At 64.3% G+C, this 18,775-nt stretch carries 15 protein-coding genes and 2 pseudogenes; 13 read left to right on the forward strand and 4 right to left on the reverse strand.

The features are described 5' to 3' along the window. The first annotated feature begins 214 nt into the window (after window positions 1-214). Genes MVA47_RS04945 through MVA47_RS04955 form a run of 3 tightly spaced genes read left to right on the forward strand, consistent with a single transcriptional unit; the run spans window position 215 to window position 3,182 of the window. Window positions 215-1,351: a site-specific integrase gene (locus MVA47_RS04945; RefSeq protein WP_247206920.1), complete on the forward strand. Its 1,137-nt coding sequence runs from the start codon at window positions 215-217 to the stop codon at window positions 1,349-1,351. Further along, window positions 1,344-1,697 (forward strand): helix-turn-helix transcriptional regulator, encoded by a 354-nt coding sequence (locus MVA47_RS04950; protein ID WP_247206921.1) that lies wholly within the window; start codon window positions 1,344-1,346, stop codon window positions 1,695-1,697. The genes MVA47_RS04945 and MVA47_RS04950 overlap by 8 nt, the downstream gene beginning before the upstream one ends. Before the next feature lie 9 nt (window positions 1,698-1,706). Then, window positions 1,707-3,182: a Fis family transcriptional regulator gene (locus MVA47_RS04955; protein WP_247206922.1), complete on the forward strand. Its 1,476-nt coding sequence runs from the start codon at window positions 1,707-1,709 to the stop codon at window positions 3,180-3,182. 222 nt (window positions 3,183-3,404) lie between these two features. Here the strand turns inward: MVA47_RS04955 and MVA47_RS26950 are convergent, their stop codons facing one another. Continuing rightward, window positions 3,405-4,247, reverse strand: coding sequence for an AraC family transcriptional regulator (locus MVA47_RS26950; RefSeq protein WP_247206923.1), 843 nt, complete (start codon window positions 4,245-4,247; stop codon window positions 3,405-3,407). 433 nt (window positions 4,248-4,680) lie between these two features. After that, window positions 4,681-5,493, reverse strand: a complete 813-nt coding sequence (locus tag MVA47_RS04965; protein ID WP_247210594.1) for an alpha/beta hydrolase — start codon at window positions 5,491-5,493, stop codon at window positions 4,681-4,683. A 228-nt stretch (window positions 5,494-5,721) separates the two neighbouring features. Between MVA47_RS04965 and MVA47_RS04970 the strand changes: the two genes are divergently transcribed. From MVA47_RS04970 to MVA47_RS05005, 7 genes and pseudogenes are all read left to right on the forward strand, one after another. After that, window positions 5,722-6,423, forward strand: coding sequence for a glutamine amidotransferase (locus MVA47_RS04970; RefSeq protein WP_247206924.1), 702 nt, complete (start codon window positions 5,722-5,724; stop codon window positions 6,421-6,423). Between the two features lie 490 nt (window positions 6,424-6,913). Next, the gene (locus MVA47_RS04980) at window positions 6,914-7,072 is read left to right on the forward strand and encodes an alpha/beta fold hydrolase (protein WP_247206925.1); all 159 of its coding nucleotides are present in this window, start codon (window positions 6,914-6,916) and stop codon (window positions 7,070-7,072) included. A gap of 21 nt (window positions 7,073-7,093) precedes the next feature. Then, window positions 7,094-7,408, forward strand: a pseudogene (locus MVA47_RS27180) (alpha/beta hydrolase); the annotation flags it as partial. A gap of 86 nt (window positions 7,409-7,494) precedes the next feature. Further along, complete coding sequence (locus MVA47_RS04990) at window positions 7,495-7,941, forward strand: hypothetical protein (protein ID WP_247206927.1); 447 nt, start codon at window positions 7,495-7,497, stop codon at window positions 7,939-7,941. A gap of 200 nt (window positions 7,942-8,141) precedes the next feature. Then, window positions 8,142-8,732, forward strand: coding sequence for a protoglobin domain-containing protein (locus tag MVA47_RS04995; RefSeq protein ID WP_247206928.1), 591 nt, complete (start codon window positions 8,142-8,144; stop codon window positions 8,730-8,732). 102 nt (window positions 8,733-8,834) lie between these two features. After that, on the forward strand, window positions 8,835-9,839 hold the full coding sequence (locus MVA47_RS05000; protein ID WP_247206929.1) for a helix-turn-helix domain-containing protein: 1,005 nt from the start codon (window positions 8,835-8,837) through the stop codon (window positions 9,837-9,839). 172 nt (window positions 9,840-10,011) lie between these two features. Continuing rightward, window positions 10,012-10,926 carry an AraC family transcriptional regulator gene (locus MVA47_RS05005; protein ID WP_247206930.1) on the forward strand — a complete coding sequence of 305 codons (915 nt, stop codon included), beginning with the start codon at window positions 10,012-10,014 and terminating at the stop codon, window positions 10,924-10,926. Between the two features lie 63 nt (window positions 10,927-10,989). Here the strand turns inward: MVA47_RS05005 and MVA47_RS05010 are convergent. After that, window positions 10,990-12,779 (reverse strand): annotated as a pseudogene (locus MVA47_RS05010) (thiamine pyrophosphate-requiring protein). 113 nt (window positions 12,780-12,892) lie between these two features. Between MVA47_RS05010 and MVA47_RS05015 the strand changes: the two are divergent. Both MVA47_RS05015 and MVA47_RS05020 read left to right on the forward strand, forming a co-directional pair. Beyond that, window positions 12,893-13,651 carry a 1-acyl-sn-glycerol-3-phosphate acyltransferase gene (locus tag MVA47_RS05015; protein ID WP_247206931.1) on the forward strand — a complete coding sequence of 253 codons (759 nt, stop codon included), beginning with the start codon at window positions 12,893-12,895 and terminating at the stop codon, window positions 13,649-13,651. Window position 13,652: 1 nt separating this feature from the next. Continuing rightward, window positions 13,653-14,498, forward strand: coding sequence for an HAD family hydrolase (locus tag MVA47_RS05020; protein ID WP_247206932.1), 846 nt, complete (start codon window positions 13,653-13,655; stop codon window positions 14,496-14,498). Window positions 14,499-14,579: 81 nt separating this feature from the next. Here MVA47_RS05020 and MVA47_RS05025 read toward each other — a convergent pair whose 3' ends face one another. Then, complete coding sequence (locus tag MVA47_RS05025; RefSeq protein WP_247206933.1) at window positions 14,580-16,748, reverse strand: N-acetylmuramoyl-L-alanine amidase; 2,169 nt, start codon at window positions 16,746-16,748, stop codon at window positions 14,580-14,582. A 310-nt stretch (window positions 16,749-17,058) separates the two neighbouring features. Between MVA47_RS05025 and MVA47_RS05030 the strand changes: the two genes are divergently transcribed. Further along, complete coding sequence (locus MVA47_RS05030; RefSeq protein ID WP_308280489.1) at window positions 17,059-18,759, forward strand: SpoIID/LytB domain-containing protein; 1,701 nt, start codon at window positions 17,059-17,061, stop codon at window positions 18,757-18,759. Window positions 18,760-18,775 lie beyond the last annotated feature (16 nt).

Raw genomic sequence — 18,775 nt, forward strand, 5'->3', positions numbered from 1 at the left:
TTTACTTGACATAAGGTATCTTATCGGCTCAAAACTCTCGGGAGTAGTGGTAGGTGCGGTTACTGCCGTCTACCTGGGATGATGGGGTTTGCGCTGGTGGGCGGCGGGGTTGGCTGGCGTGGTGTCGGCGCCGCGGATGTGATGCTTGTGCGTCGGTCCAGCGCCCTGTAGGTTTCTTGCATTAGATGCAGGTTTCCACGGGTCGGAGGTCGGCGTGGACGGTGTCCCGGGATTCGTTCCGCGGTTGTTGCGCGACGGTGAGGTCGGCCTGTTCCGTGCCGAGGACCGCGTGTTTGAAGCAATGGTCGAGGGTTGGCGGGCGCAGATGCTGGCGCGTGGGCTGACGAGAGCAACGATCGACGGGCGCTGCGGGGTGCTGCGCCGGTTCCAGGAGTTCGCCGGGACGTTCCCGTGGTCGTGGAGGCCGGTCGATCTGGATGACTACATGGCTGGGCGGCGCTCGGGTGAGAAGCCGGTGAGCTGGACGACGCTGCGTTCGGACAGCAATGCCATCGCGATGTTCTGTGCCTACGTCTCGAGCTCGAGTTACGGGTGGGGTGCGCTGTGCCAACGGGTCTTCGACGATGTTCCGGCGCAGATCGCGTTCGAGTGGAACACCCCGCGGCACACCTGCGAGGATGCTGTTCCGGCTGGCCGCCGGGCCTTCACGGCCACGGAGCTGCAGAGACTCTTTGATGACGTGGACGACCGGGTCGATCGTGAGTTCGCTGCTGGGAGTAAGCGCTGGCTTCCCCTGTTGCGGGACTCGATCGCGTTCAAGGTCTGCTACGCCTTTGGGCTTCGGCGTCGCGAGGTGGCGATGCTGGACGTGCAGGATTTCGGCCCCAACCCGCATGTGCCTGCGTACGGCGACTTCGGCGCGGTGACCGTCCGATGGGCCAAAGGCACCACCGGGTCGGGGCCGCGACGACGCACCGTGTTGACGGTCCCGGAGTTCGACTGGGTGGTTGACCTGCTCCGATTCTGGATCACCGAGCGTGGCCGGCGGCACTTCGCCACCGCTGACCGATCGGCGGCGCTATGGCCGAGCGAGCGCGCCGAGCGGATAAGAGTGGGTAGCTTGAGTGATGCCTTCGCTGCCGCCCGCGAGGGCGCCGACTTGCCGAAAGAGCTCGGACTGCACTGCCTGCGACACTCCTACGTCACGCACTTGATCGAGGCCGGCTACGACCCGGCGTTCGTGCAGACTCAAGTCGGTCATGCCTATGCGTCGGTCACCGGGCTGTACACCTCGGTCGGCAACGATTTCAAACAGAAAACCATCCAGCACATGATCGCTTCGCGGCTGGACGGCCACGGCAGGAAGCAGGACGGAGACGCTGATGGCTGAGCAACGACGCATCGGGTATCGCTGGAATCTGCGGACGCAGATGGCGCAGCGCAACCTGTGGAAGAGCACCGAACTGGTGCCGTTGTTGAGGGCTCGGGGCATCAACCTGTCCGAGAGTCAAGTCTACCGGCTGGTGACCGGCACACCAGAGCGGATCCCGGCACGCACGTTCGCCGCGCTCTGCGACATCCTCGACTGCGAACCCGGCGAGTTGTTCGAGCCGTTCGTGGAGATGCGGGCAGCGGCCACCGCCCAGGCGCCGAAGCGGCCGGAAGACCTGGGGGTGGCACCCGGCCAGCCGATCGCCCCCCGGGTGAGACTCGTCCGGGACGACAACGAGGACTGACCGATACCGATGGCCAGGCCCCGCAAACCCGACGACCCGGACCTACGTCGCGTGTGTCCGTGTGATCGCTGCGGCTTGGGCTACCCGCTGGTGGTCACCTGGGGCCCGGAGGATCAGATCTGCGGCTACTGCTACCAGCAGGCCAAACGCACCCGCGGCACCTGCGACTGCGGCCACATCGGCGTCTTACCGGGCCGAGTAGATGGGCGCCCGGCCTGCCGGGCGTGCGCCCAGATCACCCTCAACATCGATTGCGTGCGCTGCGGCGCCGAGGACGAGATCTACCGCGCCGGCCTGTGCTGGCCATGCGCACTGAGCGAGACCGTCGACGGACTGCTGACCAACCCGGACACCGGCACCATCGCCGAGAGGCTTATCCCCCTGGCTGAGGCGTTGAAATCGATGAAACGCGCCAACAGTGGACTGACCTGGATCCGCCAGCGGCACGTGACCGACTTCCTGAAACAGTTGGCCACCCTCCCGGAGCTCACGCACGAGGCGATCGATGCACTTCCACGCTCGCGCACCCGCGACTACGTGCGCGGGCTCCTAGTCGAGCACGGTGGCCTGCCCCGACGTGATGAGCTGCTTGTCCGCTACCAAGCCTGGGCGGACACAGCACTGGAGAGGCTGACCGAGGACACCAACCGGGCCGTCATTGACCGCTATATCCGCTGGCACCATCTACGGCGCATGAACAAGATGGACCCCGTCCCCCACGGCACCTTCCTGCGCAGCAAGCAGACCGTCACCGTCGCGATCAACTTCCTCAACTGGCTCGGCGAGCGCGACATCGCGCTCGCCGACGTCGGCCAGGGCGAGGTTGACGCCTGGATCGCCGGCGGGCCGACCACGCGACTGCTCGTCGATCGGTTCCTCGGCTGGGCCATGGACACCAAGAACGCCCCACAAGGGCTCACCGTGCCCCGCCATCGCCGCGGTAACAGCACCACACTCAGCGCCACCGACCAGGCCGCCGCCCTGGACCGAATAGTGGACGGCGACACCCTGACCGCACGAGACAAGGCCGCGGCGATTCTAGTCCTTGTCTTCGGCCAACAGATCCAAGATATTGCCGCGCTGAACTGGGACGACATCACCGTGACCGAGGACCTGGCGACCATTACGCTCGGCAGCGGCCCGATCGTGTTGCCCGCCCCGCTCGACGGGCCGTGGCGTGAACTCCTGGCTAACCCTGGCCACGATCAGACCGCCGCTCACCCGAGAAGCAACTGGGTCTTCAGAGGGCATTCCCCCGGCATGCACATCGATCCGATGCACCTACGCCTCCGGCTACGAGACCACCTCGTCAGCGCCCGCGCCGCCCGACTCGGCACACTGCATGAACTCAGCAAGACCGCCCCGGCCGCCATCATCGCCGATGTCCTGGGCTATCACCCATCGACCATTGAGCGCCACGCTGTTGACGCGGCAGGTACGTACGCCGAATACATCGCCGCCGTACGCGAGTACGGCCAGAGGTGATTCTGCGGCGAATTACCGAGCCATCGGTAACAGGGGAAATAGGTAACAGGGAACAAGTACTGTTACCGGCGTGGAGAGGGCCACAGAGTAATTCGCCGCTCGAGACACCGCGATCAGATCGCCTACTCCCGACTTACGAACACCCGCTCCTGCCAGCATGCCGTTGTTGTTCACACCATCTCGTCACCAGTGACGAAACGCAACTCGGATCTGCGGGCGCCGTTACCGCGACTCTGACGTGTCGCTCGCCGAGCTTGGGGCGCGTTCGCCCGATGACATCTGCCGCCACGCTCGGGGCGACAGGCCGTACATCGCCCTGAATCGCTTGCTGAAGTATGAGCTGTTGGTGAAACCACACCGCCGTGCAATGGTGGCAATGGGCAGATCACGCGTCTCAAAGCGCGACAACTCTTCGCGGGCTCGCTCCAGGCGTTCGGAGATTATCCATTGCTCAAGGCTGACGTCGGCTGTCGCGCAGACCCGGTAAAGCTGTCGTGGCGAGATGTCGTGGGCGTCAGCGATGACGTCAGCGTTGAGTGTGCTGTCGGCGAGGTGCTGTTTGACGAAGGCCCGAATTCGGGGCATCAGCAACTCATTTAGAGCATCTCGCGCGTAGTCGGTGTCATATGCCGAGACCAGGAGGGTGCGGGTGAGTTCGATGCTGGTTTCGCCCAGCACGGGTGCGGCTGGGCTGGTGGTTAGCGCGTCGGCTCTTGCTGTCATCTCCGACAGGTGAGTGGTGATCATGTCGTATAGGGGGCTGGCTCGTAGTCGCGACGCAGCGCTACGGATCATCTCGTGTCGAAGACCGAGCGAGTCGACCGGGACGTGCAGACATTGTGACGCGCCGCCACCCTCAAGTTCGTAGGTGTACGCGGAATTGAGGTCCATCACCATTAGTTCGTTGGGCAATACTTTGACTTGGGTCCCGAACTGCTCTTGTTTGCCAATGCACTTTTCGTGCATCGCGATCGCGAGCATGTCCCCTGGACCGGTGTCGATTTGACGGGGGGTCCGGATGAGCCGGAAACCGGTCATCTCCGCGCGGAAAAATTCTTGCGTCACCGAATTGCCACACCTGCATTCGCGACTCAACGCGAGCAGCGTCTTCCAACTCGACCGTCGATGGCACTGACTGCTCCTGCATCGCAACGCAGGTTGCCTCAACTTTGTCGGCGGGCGTAAGGCCCTCCGTACTGAAAACGACTACCACTTCTAACCTTCATTTGAGCGCGAGATTGTGAACTTGTCGATGTTCCATGTGACCCGCCCAAGTCAGGCCGGTCTCACGGGCTGAGGGCGCGAGTCACACCTCTATCGGCAGGCCGGGTGAACGTATCGCCGCCGGTCCTTGACATTGCCCATGTAACTGTAAGACAGGTGCCCCTGCGGGTGTGGTGGCATTGGCACCCACGGAACACTTTCGTGCGCTCCCAGTCAGACGGCGATCCTGGACCGTTGCCGACCTCCCGTACCGCATGACGCGCCTGCGCAGCGGTCACCTGCTGGTTGCCTGCGCGGCGGTGACGACGATGTCGGTGACTTCGGTGGGCCGGGATACCAGCGATGCGTGTGAGGCGTTGGTTTCGGTGGTGCGGCCGGGGGCTGCGCGTGAGGACATGAAGCGTTGCGAGGCCGGCGGGATTACGCGATCGTGCTGAGACAGTAGGTACCAGCTGGGTACGGTGCGCCATGACGGGGCGCCGGAGGGTTCGAGGTTGGCCACGAGTGCGGCAGACTTCTGGTGGGCGAACATATCGGCGGCGTCAGCGCTGCTGACGTCCTGGGCGAACACGTCGTGGAAGTAGGGCTGGCCGATGTAGCCGTCGATGTTTTTGCCGCCGATTCCGGTGGGATCGTCTACGACTTTGAGCTGCAACGCTGGTGGCAGGATTCGGCTGCCGGGGAAGGTCAGGGGGTTGAGTAGTCCTTGCACGAACTCGCCCTGTTCGGGTGCGAATGCTGCGATGTACACGTTGGCGACGACGTCGGGGTCGTGGGTGTTGGTGATGACGGCTCCACCGTAGGAGTGTCCGACGAGGACGATCGGTCCGGGGATCGCCGCGAGCTGTCGTTTGAGTTGGGTCGAATCGTGCCGCGGGCCACGCAGTGGGTTGTCGAAGGTCTGCACGGGATAGCCTCGCGCTGTCAGGTTTGCGGCAACATCGCGCCATCCTGATGAGTCGGCGAAAGCTCCGTGAACCAGGACAATCGTCGGCTTAGCTACCCCGGACGCTGTCGCCGGTATCGCCGTGAGAACCATTGTCGCAAGTACGAGTAGAAGTGCCGCAGCGAAGCGGCGAATGACCATGATGCAGGTACGGCCGGTGGCCGGTGTAGGAGGCATAGCAGGAGTCCCTTTCGGTCTGATGCCCAGGACCTTACGAGGCACTCACCGATCTGAACTGCTTCTGCGCGCACAGTTTTGTGCTGTTGACGTCGTGGGTCGCCGGGGTCAGGCCGCTTACCGATGTTCTACGGCGGCTTTGTCACACTAACCAACCGACGGAGTGCGCCCGGAATCGACGAATGGACCTTCATGAAAGCCACCGCAATTGCTATCCGTCACGTGCCGTTTGAGGATCTTGGTGTGCTTGGGCCGGTACTGACGAGCCGTGGATACCGGATCGAGTATCTCGATGCGGGTGTTGATGACCTTCGTCCCATCATCGACGCCGACCTCGTGGTGGTCCTCGGCGGACCCGTCGGGGTGTATGACACTGCCCGATACCCGTTCCTTCGCGAGGAGCTACGGTGCATCGAGCTGCGCCTGGCCAAACTCGCTCCCACCCTCGGGATATGCCTGGGCGCTCAGCTGATCGCGGCAGCATTGGGGGCCGCCGTTCACCCGACAGGTGGAGTCGAAATTGGCTACGGACCAATATCTTTGACGAGCACCGGGCAGGACAGTCCTCTGCGCGCCTTGGGCGATGTCCCCGTGCTGCATTGGCACGGTGACCAGTTCGATATACCGGACGGCGCCGACGATCTCGCCTACTCACGCAACTTCACCCACCAAGCGTTCGCGGTCGACCACCATGTGCTGGGTCTGCAGTTTCACCTGGAGGCAGACCACACGCACATCGAACGCTGGCTGATCGGCCACGCCCACGAACTGACCTCCCATCAGGTCGACCCGGCCGCTCTGCGCGCTGACGCGCAGCAGTTCGGCCCCCAACTGGCACAGCGGGCCTCGCAGGTGTTCGCCGACTGGATCGACGCGTCCAACACGGTCCATTGACCCAGTCTCAGACCCCGGATCGCCGGGGTTGTTGTGTGCAAGGGGGTTTGGGTTGGGGTGCCCGCGCTGACAGAGAACACAAGCGTGCACAAACAGACAGATCGGTAGGCGCGAGAAGACTTACGTTGTCTGTCATCAGAGGGCTTCGGTCACTTTGAGCAACAGCAATCACTCTTGCAAAAGGACGACATCATGCCGATGTTCTGCACGCTGGATGGCACCGACATTTACTACAAGGACTGGGGCGCTGGGCGTCCGGTCATCCTCAGCCACGGGTGGCCTCTGAACTCAGACAGTTGGGAAGCCCAGCAGCTGTTTCCACCGGGACACCGCCGGGGTTGTCCTCGGCGAGTGCCGTGGCGGCTCGCGGAGAACGCGGCGATACTCTCGTAGGCGTTGCGGGCTCCGGCTTGCAGACCCTGGCGCCAGAACGCATCTCGCATCCCTTGCAGATAGTGCTGGTCTCAGCGGTACCCCCGTTCATGATCAGGTGGTCCCCTTCGAGGTCGGTGGCAAAGCGTCCGCCGCCCGGATCAAGAACGCCGAACTCAAGGTGTATTCCGGTGCCCCACACGGGATTACTGACACTCACAAAGACGACCTCAACAACGACCTACTGACATTCCTCAGCACCTACACCGCCGCCTGAGCGGCGAGAACAGAGTACGCCATGACACGCTCGACCACCCCTGACACGATCGTCCTCATCCACGGGCTCTGGGTCACCCCACGCAGCTGGGAACACTGGGTCACCCACTACCAAAACAAGGGGTATCGCGTCATCACACCGGCCTACCCCGGCTTCGAGATCGAAGTGGAAGCGCTGCGCCAGAACCCGGACGTCATCGCCAAACTCACCGTCCCCGAGACCGTCAACCATCTCGCCGGCATCATCGAGAACCTGCCGGTGCCGCCCATCATCATGGGCCACTCCTTCGGGGGGATCATGACCCAACTGCTCGTCGACCGCGGCCTCGGAGCAGCCGCGGTGGTCATCGACTCCGCACCCACAGAAGGAGTCCGAGCCCAACCCCCTCTCAGGCCAAAGCCTTGCTGCCCATCCTCAAGCGATTGTCCAACCGCCACAAGGCCGCTGGCTTCACAGCCAAACAGTTCCACTACGCGTTCACCAACACCCTCGACGACGCCAGTGCCCAGGCCGCCTACGACCGCTACGCCATCGCCGCACCCGGGTCCTGGGTGTGGAAGTACGGCGTCTTCGCGAACTGGACCCCCGGCCATCAGGAAACCTGGGTGAACTACAAACGCGACGAACGAGCCCCGTTGCTGTTCATCGCCGGCGGCGCCGACCACATCATGCCGCCCGCGGTCAACCAGTCGAACGCACGCAAATACCGCAAATCGGCCGCCGTCACCGACTACTACGAGTTCCCCGGTAGATCACACTGGACGTGCGCTGAACCCGGCTGGGAAGCAGTAGCCGACTACGCCCTGGACTGGGCAGTCGCACGCACCTCGGACCGCACTCCCACTGCGCTTCCCCACCAACCGAACTGACACCCACCAGAAACAACCTGCGCACATTGGATACGCGGCACATCCGGCACGCTGCACCCGCCGAGTATCGGCCGCCCGCGAGGACCATGGCTCCGTGCCACCCCCGGCGGCCGGTACTCGACCAACGATGACGACCCCCCAGCCCCGCCTCACACTCAACAGCCCACTGACCGCATCTAGCTCACAAGCAAGGACTTGTCATGACCGCTAACACGTCAATTCCCGGATACACCTTCGACGACCCAGCACTGGCCCCGTCGCCGGTGACCATCTCCGAACTCGATGCGCTCCTGGACAGCGTGCTGTTTGGTCCCGATGACCAAGCAGCGCTACGTACTGCCGGCGAGGTGCTGACAGGACAGATCGAAGATGTGCTGGACGTCTGGTACGGCTTCGTCGGAGCCCACCCCCACCTCATCGCCTACTTCTCCACCCCTGCAGGCGACCCCATCCCCGAGTACCTGGCCAGAGTCCGCGCACGCTTCGGTCAGTGGATCCTGGACACCTGCTACCGCCCCCTCGACGCCAACTGGCTCGCCTACCAGCACGAAATCGCGCTGCGCCACACCAACATCAAGAAGAACCGCACCGACTCCGCCGACTCGGTCCCCGCGATCCCGCTGCGCTACTTGATTGCCTTCATCTACCCCATCACAGCCACCATGCGGCCATTCCTCGCGGCCGGCGGCCACAACGACTCCGAAGTGGACGCGATGCACCAAGCCTGGTTCAAAGCAGTCACCCTGCAAATCGCACTGTGGTCACAGCCCTACGCCGACACCGCCTGGTAACCCCTCGCCCGGCGGCCGCGACGCTACGCCCCGCCGTGCGAGGGCGGCATCTAGCTGATTGACAAGTGCACAGTCCTGTACTCACAACGCACACCCACCGCCATGGTCCTCAACGCGACGTATTTTGTCTGCATCACCCCGGCGTACGGTAAGGAGTCCGACATGGCCGTCGTCTTCGACAGCTCCACCTACCTGCACGCGAACAAGATAGACGCCGCCCGCACCACCTTCGACGAACTCTCAGCCCCAGCCACGGTCGAGTTCGACCCCGGCCGGAACATATCCGCAGTCATGGAATCGTGGGACTTCGGCCATGCCAACATGTTCCGAGCCTCCATGACCGCAAATCGGATGACGCGCACCCGTGAGAACATTGCTCGAGGCCCCGCCGGTGTCGTGGCCCTGGCTGTCCATGAATACGGGACCGGTCGATTCGAACAGCATGGTCGACAGCAGTTCGTCCACCCGGGCGACTTGATGATCGTTGACCTCGATTCCCCGTACGTTCTCGATTGGCCTACTCGAGGTCGTTCCCGGGCGATCCATGTCCCGTACGACCTCATCGGTATCACCCGCGAGGATTTCGCTCACGTCGCCCGCTACCTCGAGTCCAACCCGCTCTACGACATCACGAGGCGCCACATCATCGAACTGAACATCAACCGTGACCACGAGATCTCCGACAACTCGAGCCACGAGCTGGGTGAAGCCACCGTCTCCCTGACCCGCGCGCTCGTCACCGCCGGACTCATCGACCAACCCCAAGCGCAAGATCCCTATGCCGCGCTCATTCCCCGCATCCAGGCCCACATTCGCGACCGGCTACATGACCCCAGCCTTACCGAAGATTTGCTCGCCGACCACTACGGATTCACGACGCACGAGCTCAAGAAACGGGCCTGCGAGCAAGGCTTCGATATCGACCAATGGATTCTTGCCGAACGCCTGACGGCGGTCCGCGCAGAACTACTGGAGTCCACACAGCCCCCCGATGCACGCATCGCCCGGAGGTGGGGCTTCGCCGATAAACAACACCTTGAGCATGCGTTCGCAAACACCTACGGTATGAGCATCCAGCAGTGGTGGGAGATCCGCGATGAAGACTGACCCAATAGATGCCACCCCCGAACCGGGTACACGCGCGACCAAACCCCGGCAACTGTGTAGCCGGCGGTGAACCCTTATGGTGATCATCTACCAGCTGCCCGGCGCTTCCGCACCACGTACGGCCTGAGCCCCCGAGCCTGGCGCGACCTTGCGACAACGTAAACACCACCCCATGTCTGACACACCCACATGCGCGGGCGTCGCACCACACCTCACCATCTCGACCACCCACCGAGGTCTCGACAGCCGCACCACCAGCAGTTGGACACTCGGCAACGGGTCCACGCTCATGCATCTGCGCTACCACGCCCTCGCCGTCTCCAATGCCCGCCACCGCAACACAGACCCCCGGCACCGACTGCTCAGCATGGCCGTATTGGCCCCAGGCCACTGGACTCTGACCGGTACCACCACGCCGCCGCAGCAGAAGGACCGCCCGGCCCTGGTTATCCTCGACCAGTCCGATCCGTTTGACTTCCGGGACCATGGCAGCGGGTCGGCGACCATCCTTCACACCACTTACCCCCGGTTGACGCTGTCTCCCGAAACTGTTCACCGCGGACTTCACAAACTCACTGCGGATCTACCCCTTTACCCGCTGATGCTCAACCATCTTCAGCAACTCGGAGTCATCGCCACCACCGCAGGAAATGTGCTGCCTGACCTGTCTGCCTCCACCATGTCGCTCATGCGCTCGCTCCTACTCAGCGCAGCCGACAGCTCGCCCACCACCGACCCTACGGCCACTCTCGTTCTCACGATCACCAGCTACATCGACGAGCACCTCTACGCCCCAGAGCTCTCCGCCGATTCCATCGCCACCGCACACAACATCTCACCCCGCCAGCTCTACAAAATCTGGCCCGATACCCACGGATCGCTGTCCGGCTACATCATCAATCGCCGTCTCGAACAAGCCCGCAGCACACTACTCACTCACCCCAGCCTCAGCATCGCCGCTATCGCCCACCAACACGGCTTCGCCCAACCCACCCACTTCACACACCGATTCCGCAGAACGTACGGCGTAAGCCCCAGCCAATGGCGACGCCAACGCCTACCCCAACACGCGTCAACCGCCAGCTGACGTAATCCTTGTTATCGGCGTGCCACGTGGGGTCACAAAGCAACTGCCCCAGGCGTTTTCGCGTCAACTGTCGTCGGAAGGCCTGACCTGCGCCAGCTTTTGCTTGGCGGTGTTCTTCACCACCTGCCACGCGTCCTGGTCACCCTTGATGAGCGCGCTGCCCAGAGACTTCGCCTGCTCGAGCGTTGCGTGCGGCGGAATGGGCGGGACATTCGGGTCGCATCGGACGTCGAGCAGTGCCGGTCGGTCGGCCGCGAGGGCGGAGTCCCAGGCAGGCCCGATCTCCTCGGTGGTGTCGACATTGATGCCGAGAAGTCCGATGCCGCGGGCGAACTCGGCATAGTTCATGTCGGGCAGCGACTACGACTCGACGAACTTGGGGGTTCCCTCCATCGCGCGTTGTTCCCACGTGACCTGATTGAGGTCGTTGTTGTGCAGCACCACCACGATCAACCGCGGGTCGGTCCATTGCTTCCAGTACCGGGCGATGGTGAGCATCTCGGCGAGACCGTTCATCTGCATCGCGCCGTCGCCCTCGAATGCGATTCCGGGCCGGTCGGGGTGGGCCCATTTCGCCCCGATGACGTACGGCACCGCCGGGCCCATCGTTGCCAGCGTCCCCGACAGTGAGCCGCGTACCGAGCCGCGGAACTTGAGGTGCCGCGCATACCAATTGGCGGCGCTTCCCGAGTCGGCGGCGATGATCGCATTTTCCGGCATCCGCTCCGACAGCTCGTGAAACATCCTGATCGGATTGGTCGGTTCGGCGTCGGTGGTGGCCTGACTCACGGCCATCGTCCACCACTGGTCGACATTCGACTCGATGGTTTCCCGCCAGCCGCGGTCTTCTTTGCGATGTAGCAGCGGAATGAGTTGTCGCAGCGTGGTCTTCGCATCGCCGACGATGTTCAGCTCGTAGGGGTAACGCATGCCGATCCACTTTCCGGATCGGTCGATCTGAACGGCCCTGGCCTGGTCGAGTTCGGGCAGGAACTGGCTGTACGGAAAGTTCGACCCCACCGTCAGCAGCGTGTCGCAGTCCTTCATCATCTGGTAGCTGGCCGTGGTGCCCAGCAGTCCGACCGATCCGGTGACCCACGGAAGATCATCCGGCAGAACATCTTTCCCGAGCAGTGCCTTCGCGCACCCCGCGCCGAGGAGGTCGGCCACCTCGGTGAGTTCCCCGACGCAGCCGCGCGCGCCCTGTCCGACCAGGATGGCAACACGCTCGCCGGCGTTGAGGAGGTCCGCGGCCTGCTGGACCGCGGCCGGATCGGCGGCGGGCGCGCCAGGGAGAGCCCCAGGCTCGACGGCACGTGCTTGAACTCGTGTTTGGGTGGCGTGTGTTCGAGTTCGAACACATCCGACGGGAAGATCAGGGCCGTGGGTGCCTGCTCGGACAGGGCGATCCGGATCGCGCGGTCGATGAGATTGGGTATCTGCTCTGGCACGGTGCACATCTGGACGTACTCACTGCAGACGTCTTTGAACAGCGAGAGCATGTCGATCTCCTGCTGGTACGACCCGCCCATGGCGCTGCGCTCGGTCTGCCCGACCAGTGCCAGTACCGGCACGTGGTCGAGCTTGGCGTCGTAGAGCCCGTTGAGCAGGTGGATACCGCCGGGGCCGCTTGTGGCGGCGCACACTCCGATCTGTCCGGAGAACTTCGCGTAACCGACCGCCTGGAAAGCCGACATCTCCTCGTGGCGGGACTGAACGAACTGGGGAGAGTTGTCGGCGCGACCCCAGGCGGCCAGCAACCCGTTGATGCCGTCGCCCGGATAACCGAAGACCTGTCCGATGTTCCACTGCCGTAGACGTTCCAGGACGACATCGCCGACCGTTGCTGACATGGCTCTCCTTGTGGTGGGCGAATCACTCTCCGTGCCGGCCGCATACCCGCCAGGCAGCTCGCTCACACCCGTGTGCAGGGGTCGCCGCAGCCCTGGGTGACTACCCTGAGCGCATGGAACCGGTATTCCGGGCGCTCGAGATCACCGCCAAGACCCTGGTCAAGGTGCAGGGCCTCAAGCTCACGTTTCTTGATCTCGACAAGTTGCCCGCCGCCGGCGGAGTGGTTCTCGCGATCAACCACACCGCTTACGTGGACTTCCTGCCCGCAGCACTGGGCGTCCACCACCGGGGTCGCCGCGTGCGTTTCATGATCAAGTCGGAGATGCAGCAGATCGCGATCATGCGGTTCCTCATCAAACACACCAGGACGGTGCCGGTGGACCGGTCCGCAGGGGCGCAGGCGTACGAACTCGCAGTCCAGGCCTTGCGTGATGGGCAGGTGGTCGGTGTGTATCCGGAGGCGACGATCAGTCGGAGTTTCGAGATCAAGACCTTCAAGTCGGGCGTCGCACGCATGGCTATGGATGCCGAGGTGCCGATCGTGCCGGTCATCGTCTGGGGCGCTCAGCGGATCGCCACCAAGGGTGGACCGAGGAATCTCGGTCGTAGCCGCACGCCGATCATCGTGCAGTTCGGTGACCCGATCGCGCCGGGTGGAGGGGATGCGGACGAGGCCCGTCGACTGGCCGACCATCTGCGGTCGACGATGCAGAACATGCTCGCGGACGTCCAGGAACGCTACGGCGAACACCCCGCGGGGGCATATTGGGTGCCGGCCCGGCTCGGAGGCGGCGCGCCCACGATGGCCGAGGCGGACGCACTGGACGCAGCCGATTCGGCCGCCCGGCGCGACAAACGGCAAAATGGATGAAATGCCCCAATTGGATGAAACGCCGTCAGAGTTCGCCGGGCCTCCCACGCTGATCGCCAGCGACGTCGATGGAACCCTCATCGACAACCAGAACACTGTTCCCGAGCTCGTGCGAACGATGATCACCAAGGCGACGGCGGCGGGTGCGACGTTTGTGATCGCGACCGGCCGTCCGCCGCGATGGATAGCCGAGATCACCGACCAACTCGAGGTCGAGCCACTTGCCGTGTGTGCAAACGGGGCGATCGTCTATGACGTCGCCACCGATCAGGTGCTGCATTCGGCGACGCTCGGAGCTTCAGTGCTCGAGCAGCTGGCCGCGCTTGCCTATGAGCAGATCCCGGGGTGCGGTCTGGCGGTGGAGCGGGTGGGCACGAGTGCACACGATGCGGCGACGCCCCCGTTTGTCGCGACCGCGGGCTATCAGCACGCGTGGCTCAATCCGGACCACATCGAGATGAGTGAAGCCGACGTCTTGTCAGAGAACGCGGTGAAGATGTTGGTCCGGCGACCCGAACTCAGCAGCGACGAGATGGCGCGGCGTCTGGAGGCGGTGGTGGGCGACCTCGCCGACGTCACGTTCTCCACCGACAACGGGCTCATCGAACTCTCGGCACCCGGCGTCAGCAAGGCCAGCGGATTGCGGACGTTGGCCGAGCTGAAGGACCTACCGACCGGTGCGTCGATCGCGTTCGGAGACATGCCCAACGATGTCGAGATGTTGCGTTGGGTCACACGAGGTTTTGCGATGGCCGGTGGCCATCCTGCCGCCATCGCCGCGGCAGATGAGATCGCGCCCGACAACAACTCCGGCGGGGTGGGCCAGGTGCTGGCCCGGTGGTTCTAGCGGTTCACCGACCGCGCGCGGTCCCGAGCGCCGCGCACCGGTGTGAACCGTTGCGCGACAGCCAGAACCGTGCGTCGGGTGTCAGCCTGCCGGCGGTGCGGTCGGTACCGCGGCCGCCTCGCGCTGGGCGTCGTAGGTGTCGTTGAACGTGTCGATGTAGGTACGCAACACCCGCACGATGCCGGTGACCAGGTTCCACACCAACGTCCCGCCCTGGAAACTCTGCGTGACGCCGTCGGGTCCCGTTGTCTCCGATGACGTGGGCAGACCCAGCGGGCTGTTCTCGAAGCCCATGAGCGCCCACGCTTTTGCGATGGCGCCCTTGATGATCTGCGCCCCGGTGGACTCGGACCAGTAGATCTTGCCGTTCTCGAAGTCCACGAACTTGGCACTGCCATTCGGTGTGGTCTGCTCGGTGGTCACGGCGTTGCCGAGTTCGCCGGTGGGACCGCCGGTCGCCATCCACTGCTGGGCGATGGCGCCGGTGTCGGTGGGGGACAGCACCTGAGGGTTCTCGGTACCGGACACCGGACTCTGCACCGGCGCCGCGTCCACCGGGGCGGGGGCGGCGGGGGGCGCCACGACGGCAGCGCCCGAGGCGGCGATCTCGCGGATCTGTGGCAGCGCCTCGTAGGCGAGGTTGCCTGGGCATTCGGTGGAGTAGAAGTCGCGGTGCCCGCTGATGATCGGCAGCGTCGCCGTCTCACCGGCTGCGAACAAGGCCCCGTCGAAGCCCTGCGACACCACCGAGCCCGTGCCGCGGGGATCCAGGCCGGCCAGCCGGAGACGCCAGCCCAGGAAAGATCCTGCGGCAGCCAGCATCTCGGGTGAGGGAGCCATCTCGTTGAGATTGCCCATCAGCGACAGGCCCATCGTGTCCTTGTTGAAGCCGCCGGTGTGGGTGCCCTGGACGTTCTTGTCCAAACCGCCTGCGGTGCCTTCGAAGATCTGACCGTACTTGTCGACCAGCACGTTGTAGCCGATGTCGCACCAGCCCAGGGTCTGCGCGTGGTAGGCGTAGATGCCGCGCACGATCTCGGCGGACTGCTCGCGGGTGTAGTCGTTGGTCCCGGCAGTGTGGTGCACGACAGTCTCTTTGAGCGTGTCGTCGTAGGTCGGATCAGAGCACCGGATGGATTCGTCGGCGCCCCACTGCGCCCGGGTGATCACCTGCGGGGTTGCCGATGGTGTCGCCACGACGGGCGGTGCGGGCGCCGCTGCGGGCGCGGCAGGATCAGCCGCCAAGGGCTGCGATCCCAGGACCGCACCGGTGCCGGGCGTGATCAGTGCGGCGCTGATGGTCGAGATCGCCTGCTGCAGAGCATTTTGTCCGGGTGCACCGGTGGTGGTCAGCAGCGGTTCCTGCTTGGGCGTGAACGCCTGGGGAACCACCTCACCTGATGTGACGGTCGAAGTGGGGATGGAGGTGTCGGTGCGTTTGGGAACCGGGGGAGTGGTGAAGGTTGTGGTTGTCGTCGGCACCTCATCGGTGGGGCCGGTCGTGGTGGTTGGGGGTGTTCCACTGGTCGAACTCGTCGCCGACCCCTCGGTGGATCCGGTGCCGGTGCCAGGGGCGGCGACACCGTCGTCGGTGACCGCGATCTGCACCAGGTTGGTCTTGCCGACCCAAACGGGTTCGGTGCCTTGCTTGTTCGGGTCTTTTGTACTCACGCCGTCGACCCGATCGGCCGAGACCCAGGGGCCCCAGCTGCCGTCGATCTGTTTGGCGCGCACGTACGCGGTGGTGTTGGCGACGCCCTGCCACGTCAGCCCGACCATGGAGAACGGGTCGGATTGACCCACCTCTTTCACGATCGCGCCCTCGGGGACGTCCTCGCCGGTCGCCGGGACCGGGACACTGCTGGATGCCTCTGTCGACGACGGCGCCGACGGTGATGAAGGCGATGTGGTGATGGTCCCCGGCGCGGTGGTCGAGGGGAGCAGATCGGTCGGCAGGAGGCCAGGGGGGATCTGCAACGGGATGTCGGGCAGCTTTATCCCTGAGACATCGATCGGAGGCAAGGTCACGCCGGCGTCGGCGAGCCCGGACTTGACCAGGTTCAGCACGATCGTCGGAACCTCGTTGAGGTTGACCTGGTTGATTGTCGTCGCGGTGACGGCGGGTGGCTCGGTCGGGTCGACGGCGAAGTTCGGCGCGCTTCCCCCGACCAGGACTGCAACCGGGCTGGCCACAACGACGGCGGCCACCGTCCCCAGGACGATCGACGGCTTCGGTCGGCGGTAGCGCACGTGGTTCTCCCTTGATTGTCGTAACTGATCGACAGTCTTTTCACCGGCGCCGCCACGCACGCCAAACTGGCGTCTCGTGGGCGACGTCGACTTCCCCATCGACTTGCCAGACGGCCAAATCGTGTCTTCTACAGACACCGAAGTCCACGACCCTCTCGGCGTGGCGTGAAACTCGTGATGCTGTTGTTACTCGATGTTACTTTTGTGACCGCTGTTTCTTCACTACTGTCACATCAGTCCCACTAGTCACATGCTCGCGGCTGTCGCGTGCGCCTGACCGCGACCGTGGGCGAGTGACGAGAGGACATCTATGCCGCGCATTCCTGGGCTGTACACAACCCGCCCCATCGGGGGTCGTGATGTGTTCGGCACCGGTCTGCGGCGGACGGCTGCGGCCGGGATGTCGCTGTTGTTCGCCGCCGGCGTGACCATGTGGGCAGTGCCGCAGACGGTGAAATCGAACGTAGATCTCACCGTCGGTGGCGAGGTGACGCTGATCGGACACGGCAACGGCCACGGACGCGGGATGGGTCAGTGGGGTGCGTTCGGCTACGCCAAGCAAGGTTGGTCCTCGACTCAGATCTTGAGTCACTACTACGGCGGCACCACCGCGGGGAAGGTGGACAACGTCGACGTCTCGGTAATTCTCACAGGCGAGTCGTCGGTCAATGTCTTCGCGGATGCCGGCCTGAAGGTCGGTGAGGTGGCGGTGGCACCCGGGCAAGCGGTCAGTTTGTCCGGGTCCACCGCCACCATCACTGATGGATGCGGTGGCGGTGTGGTCCAGACGGTCGAGCTGCCTCGATCCCTGGTGTCGCCCATCACCGCGGGTCCAGGCCGTCCGGTGCCCGAACTGCTGAAAATGTGTGGTTCGAACGAAACCTTCCGGGGCTCACTCGGATTCGACGGGGACCGCGTGATCAACGTTGTGCCGCTGGACGACTACGTGAAGGGTGTCGTCCCCAAAGAGATCATCGTCAGCTGGGCGGACGAGGGCGGCGCTGAGGCGCTCAAGGCCCAGGCGGTGGCCGCCCGTACCTACGCCCTTGCGTCGATGGACATCAGCAAGCCCATCGATGACACCCAGAACTCACAGGTCTACGGCGGTTTCGGTGCCGAAGACCCACGAACGAACGTCGCTGTCGACGCCACCGCCGGCGTGGTCCTCATGAAGGACGGGAAGCCGGCATTCACCGAGTTCTCCTCTTCAACAGGTGGTGCCACCGACGGTCGGGACTTCTCGGCGGTGCTCGACGAAGGCGACACCATCTCCCCGTACCGCGACTGGACCGCCACGGTGAGCTCGGACAGCATCGCCTCCACCTTCGGCGTCGGGTCGCTCACCGGTTTCGAGGTGATCGAGGCCTACGGCATGGGCGCAGAGAACGGCCGCGCGGCAACGGTTCGGATCAGCGGCACCGGCGGCACGGTCGACGTCCCGGCGCAGGAGGTGCGCACCAAGCTGCAGCTACGTTCCTCGTTCTTCTCGGTCCAGGGTCAGACCACTCCGCCCGCGATCGTTGCTCCTCCCTCCGGCGTCGGTTCCACGCCCACAGGTGGCGTGCCGGCCATCCCGACGCCGGGCGGAACCCCGCTGCCCACCGCTGAACTGCCGGCAACGCCGGGCACCGGGACCGGAGCCGGAGATCTCGTCAGCGAACTGCTGGCACTCGCCGAGGCAGCCATCGGTGGCAAGTTCACCGAACTGGGCGGCAGCTCAGGTGTGCTCGGGGAAGCGCTGGGACCGGTTCTGCCGACCACATCGGGAACCGGAGCGGTTCAGCAGTTCCAGAATGGTTCGGTGTTCTTCGGTCCCGACACCGGTGCGCATGCTCTCGGCGGTCTGGCTCTGCTGAACTTTGCACTACAGGGCGGCGAGAGCGTGCTCGGGCTGCCGCTCGAGGACTCGTTGAGCACCCTGCTCGGCCCGGTCACCCAGGTTTTCCAAAGCAAGTTCGCCGGTGGCATTCTCGAAGTCGATCCCGCCACCGGCCAGGCCTCGCGCAAGTAGGCGTTCGCGCCCGCAG

The organism is Williamsia sp. DF01-3, assembly GCF_023051145.1.
Lineage (GTDB): Bacteria > Actinomycetota > Actinomycetes > Mycobacteriales > Mycobacteriaceae > Williamsia.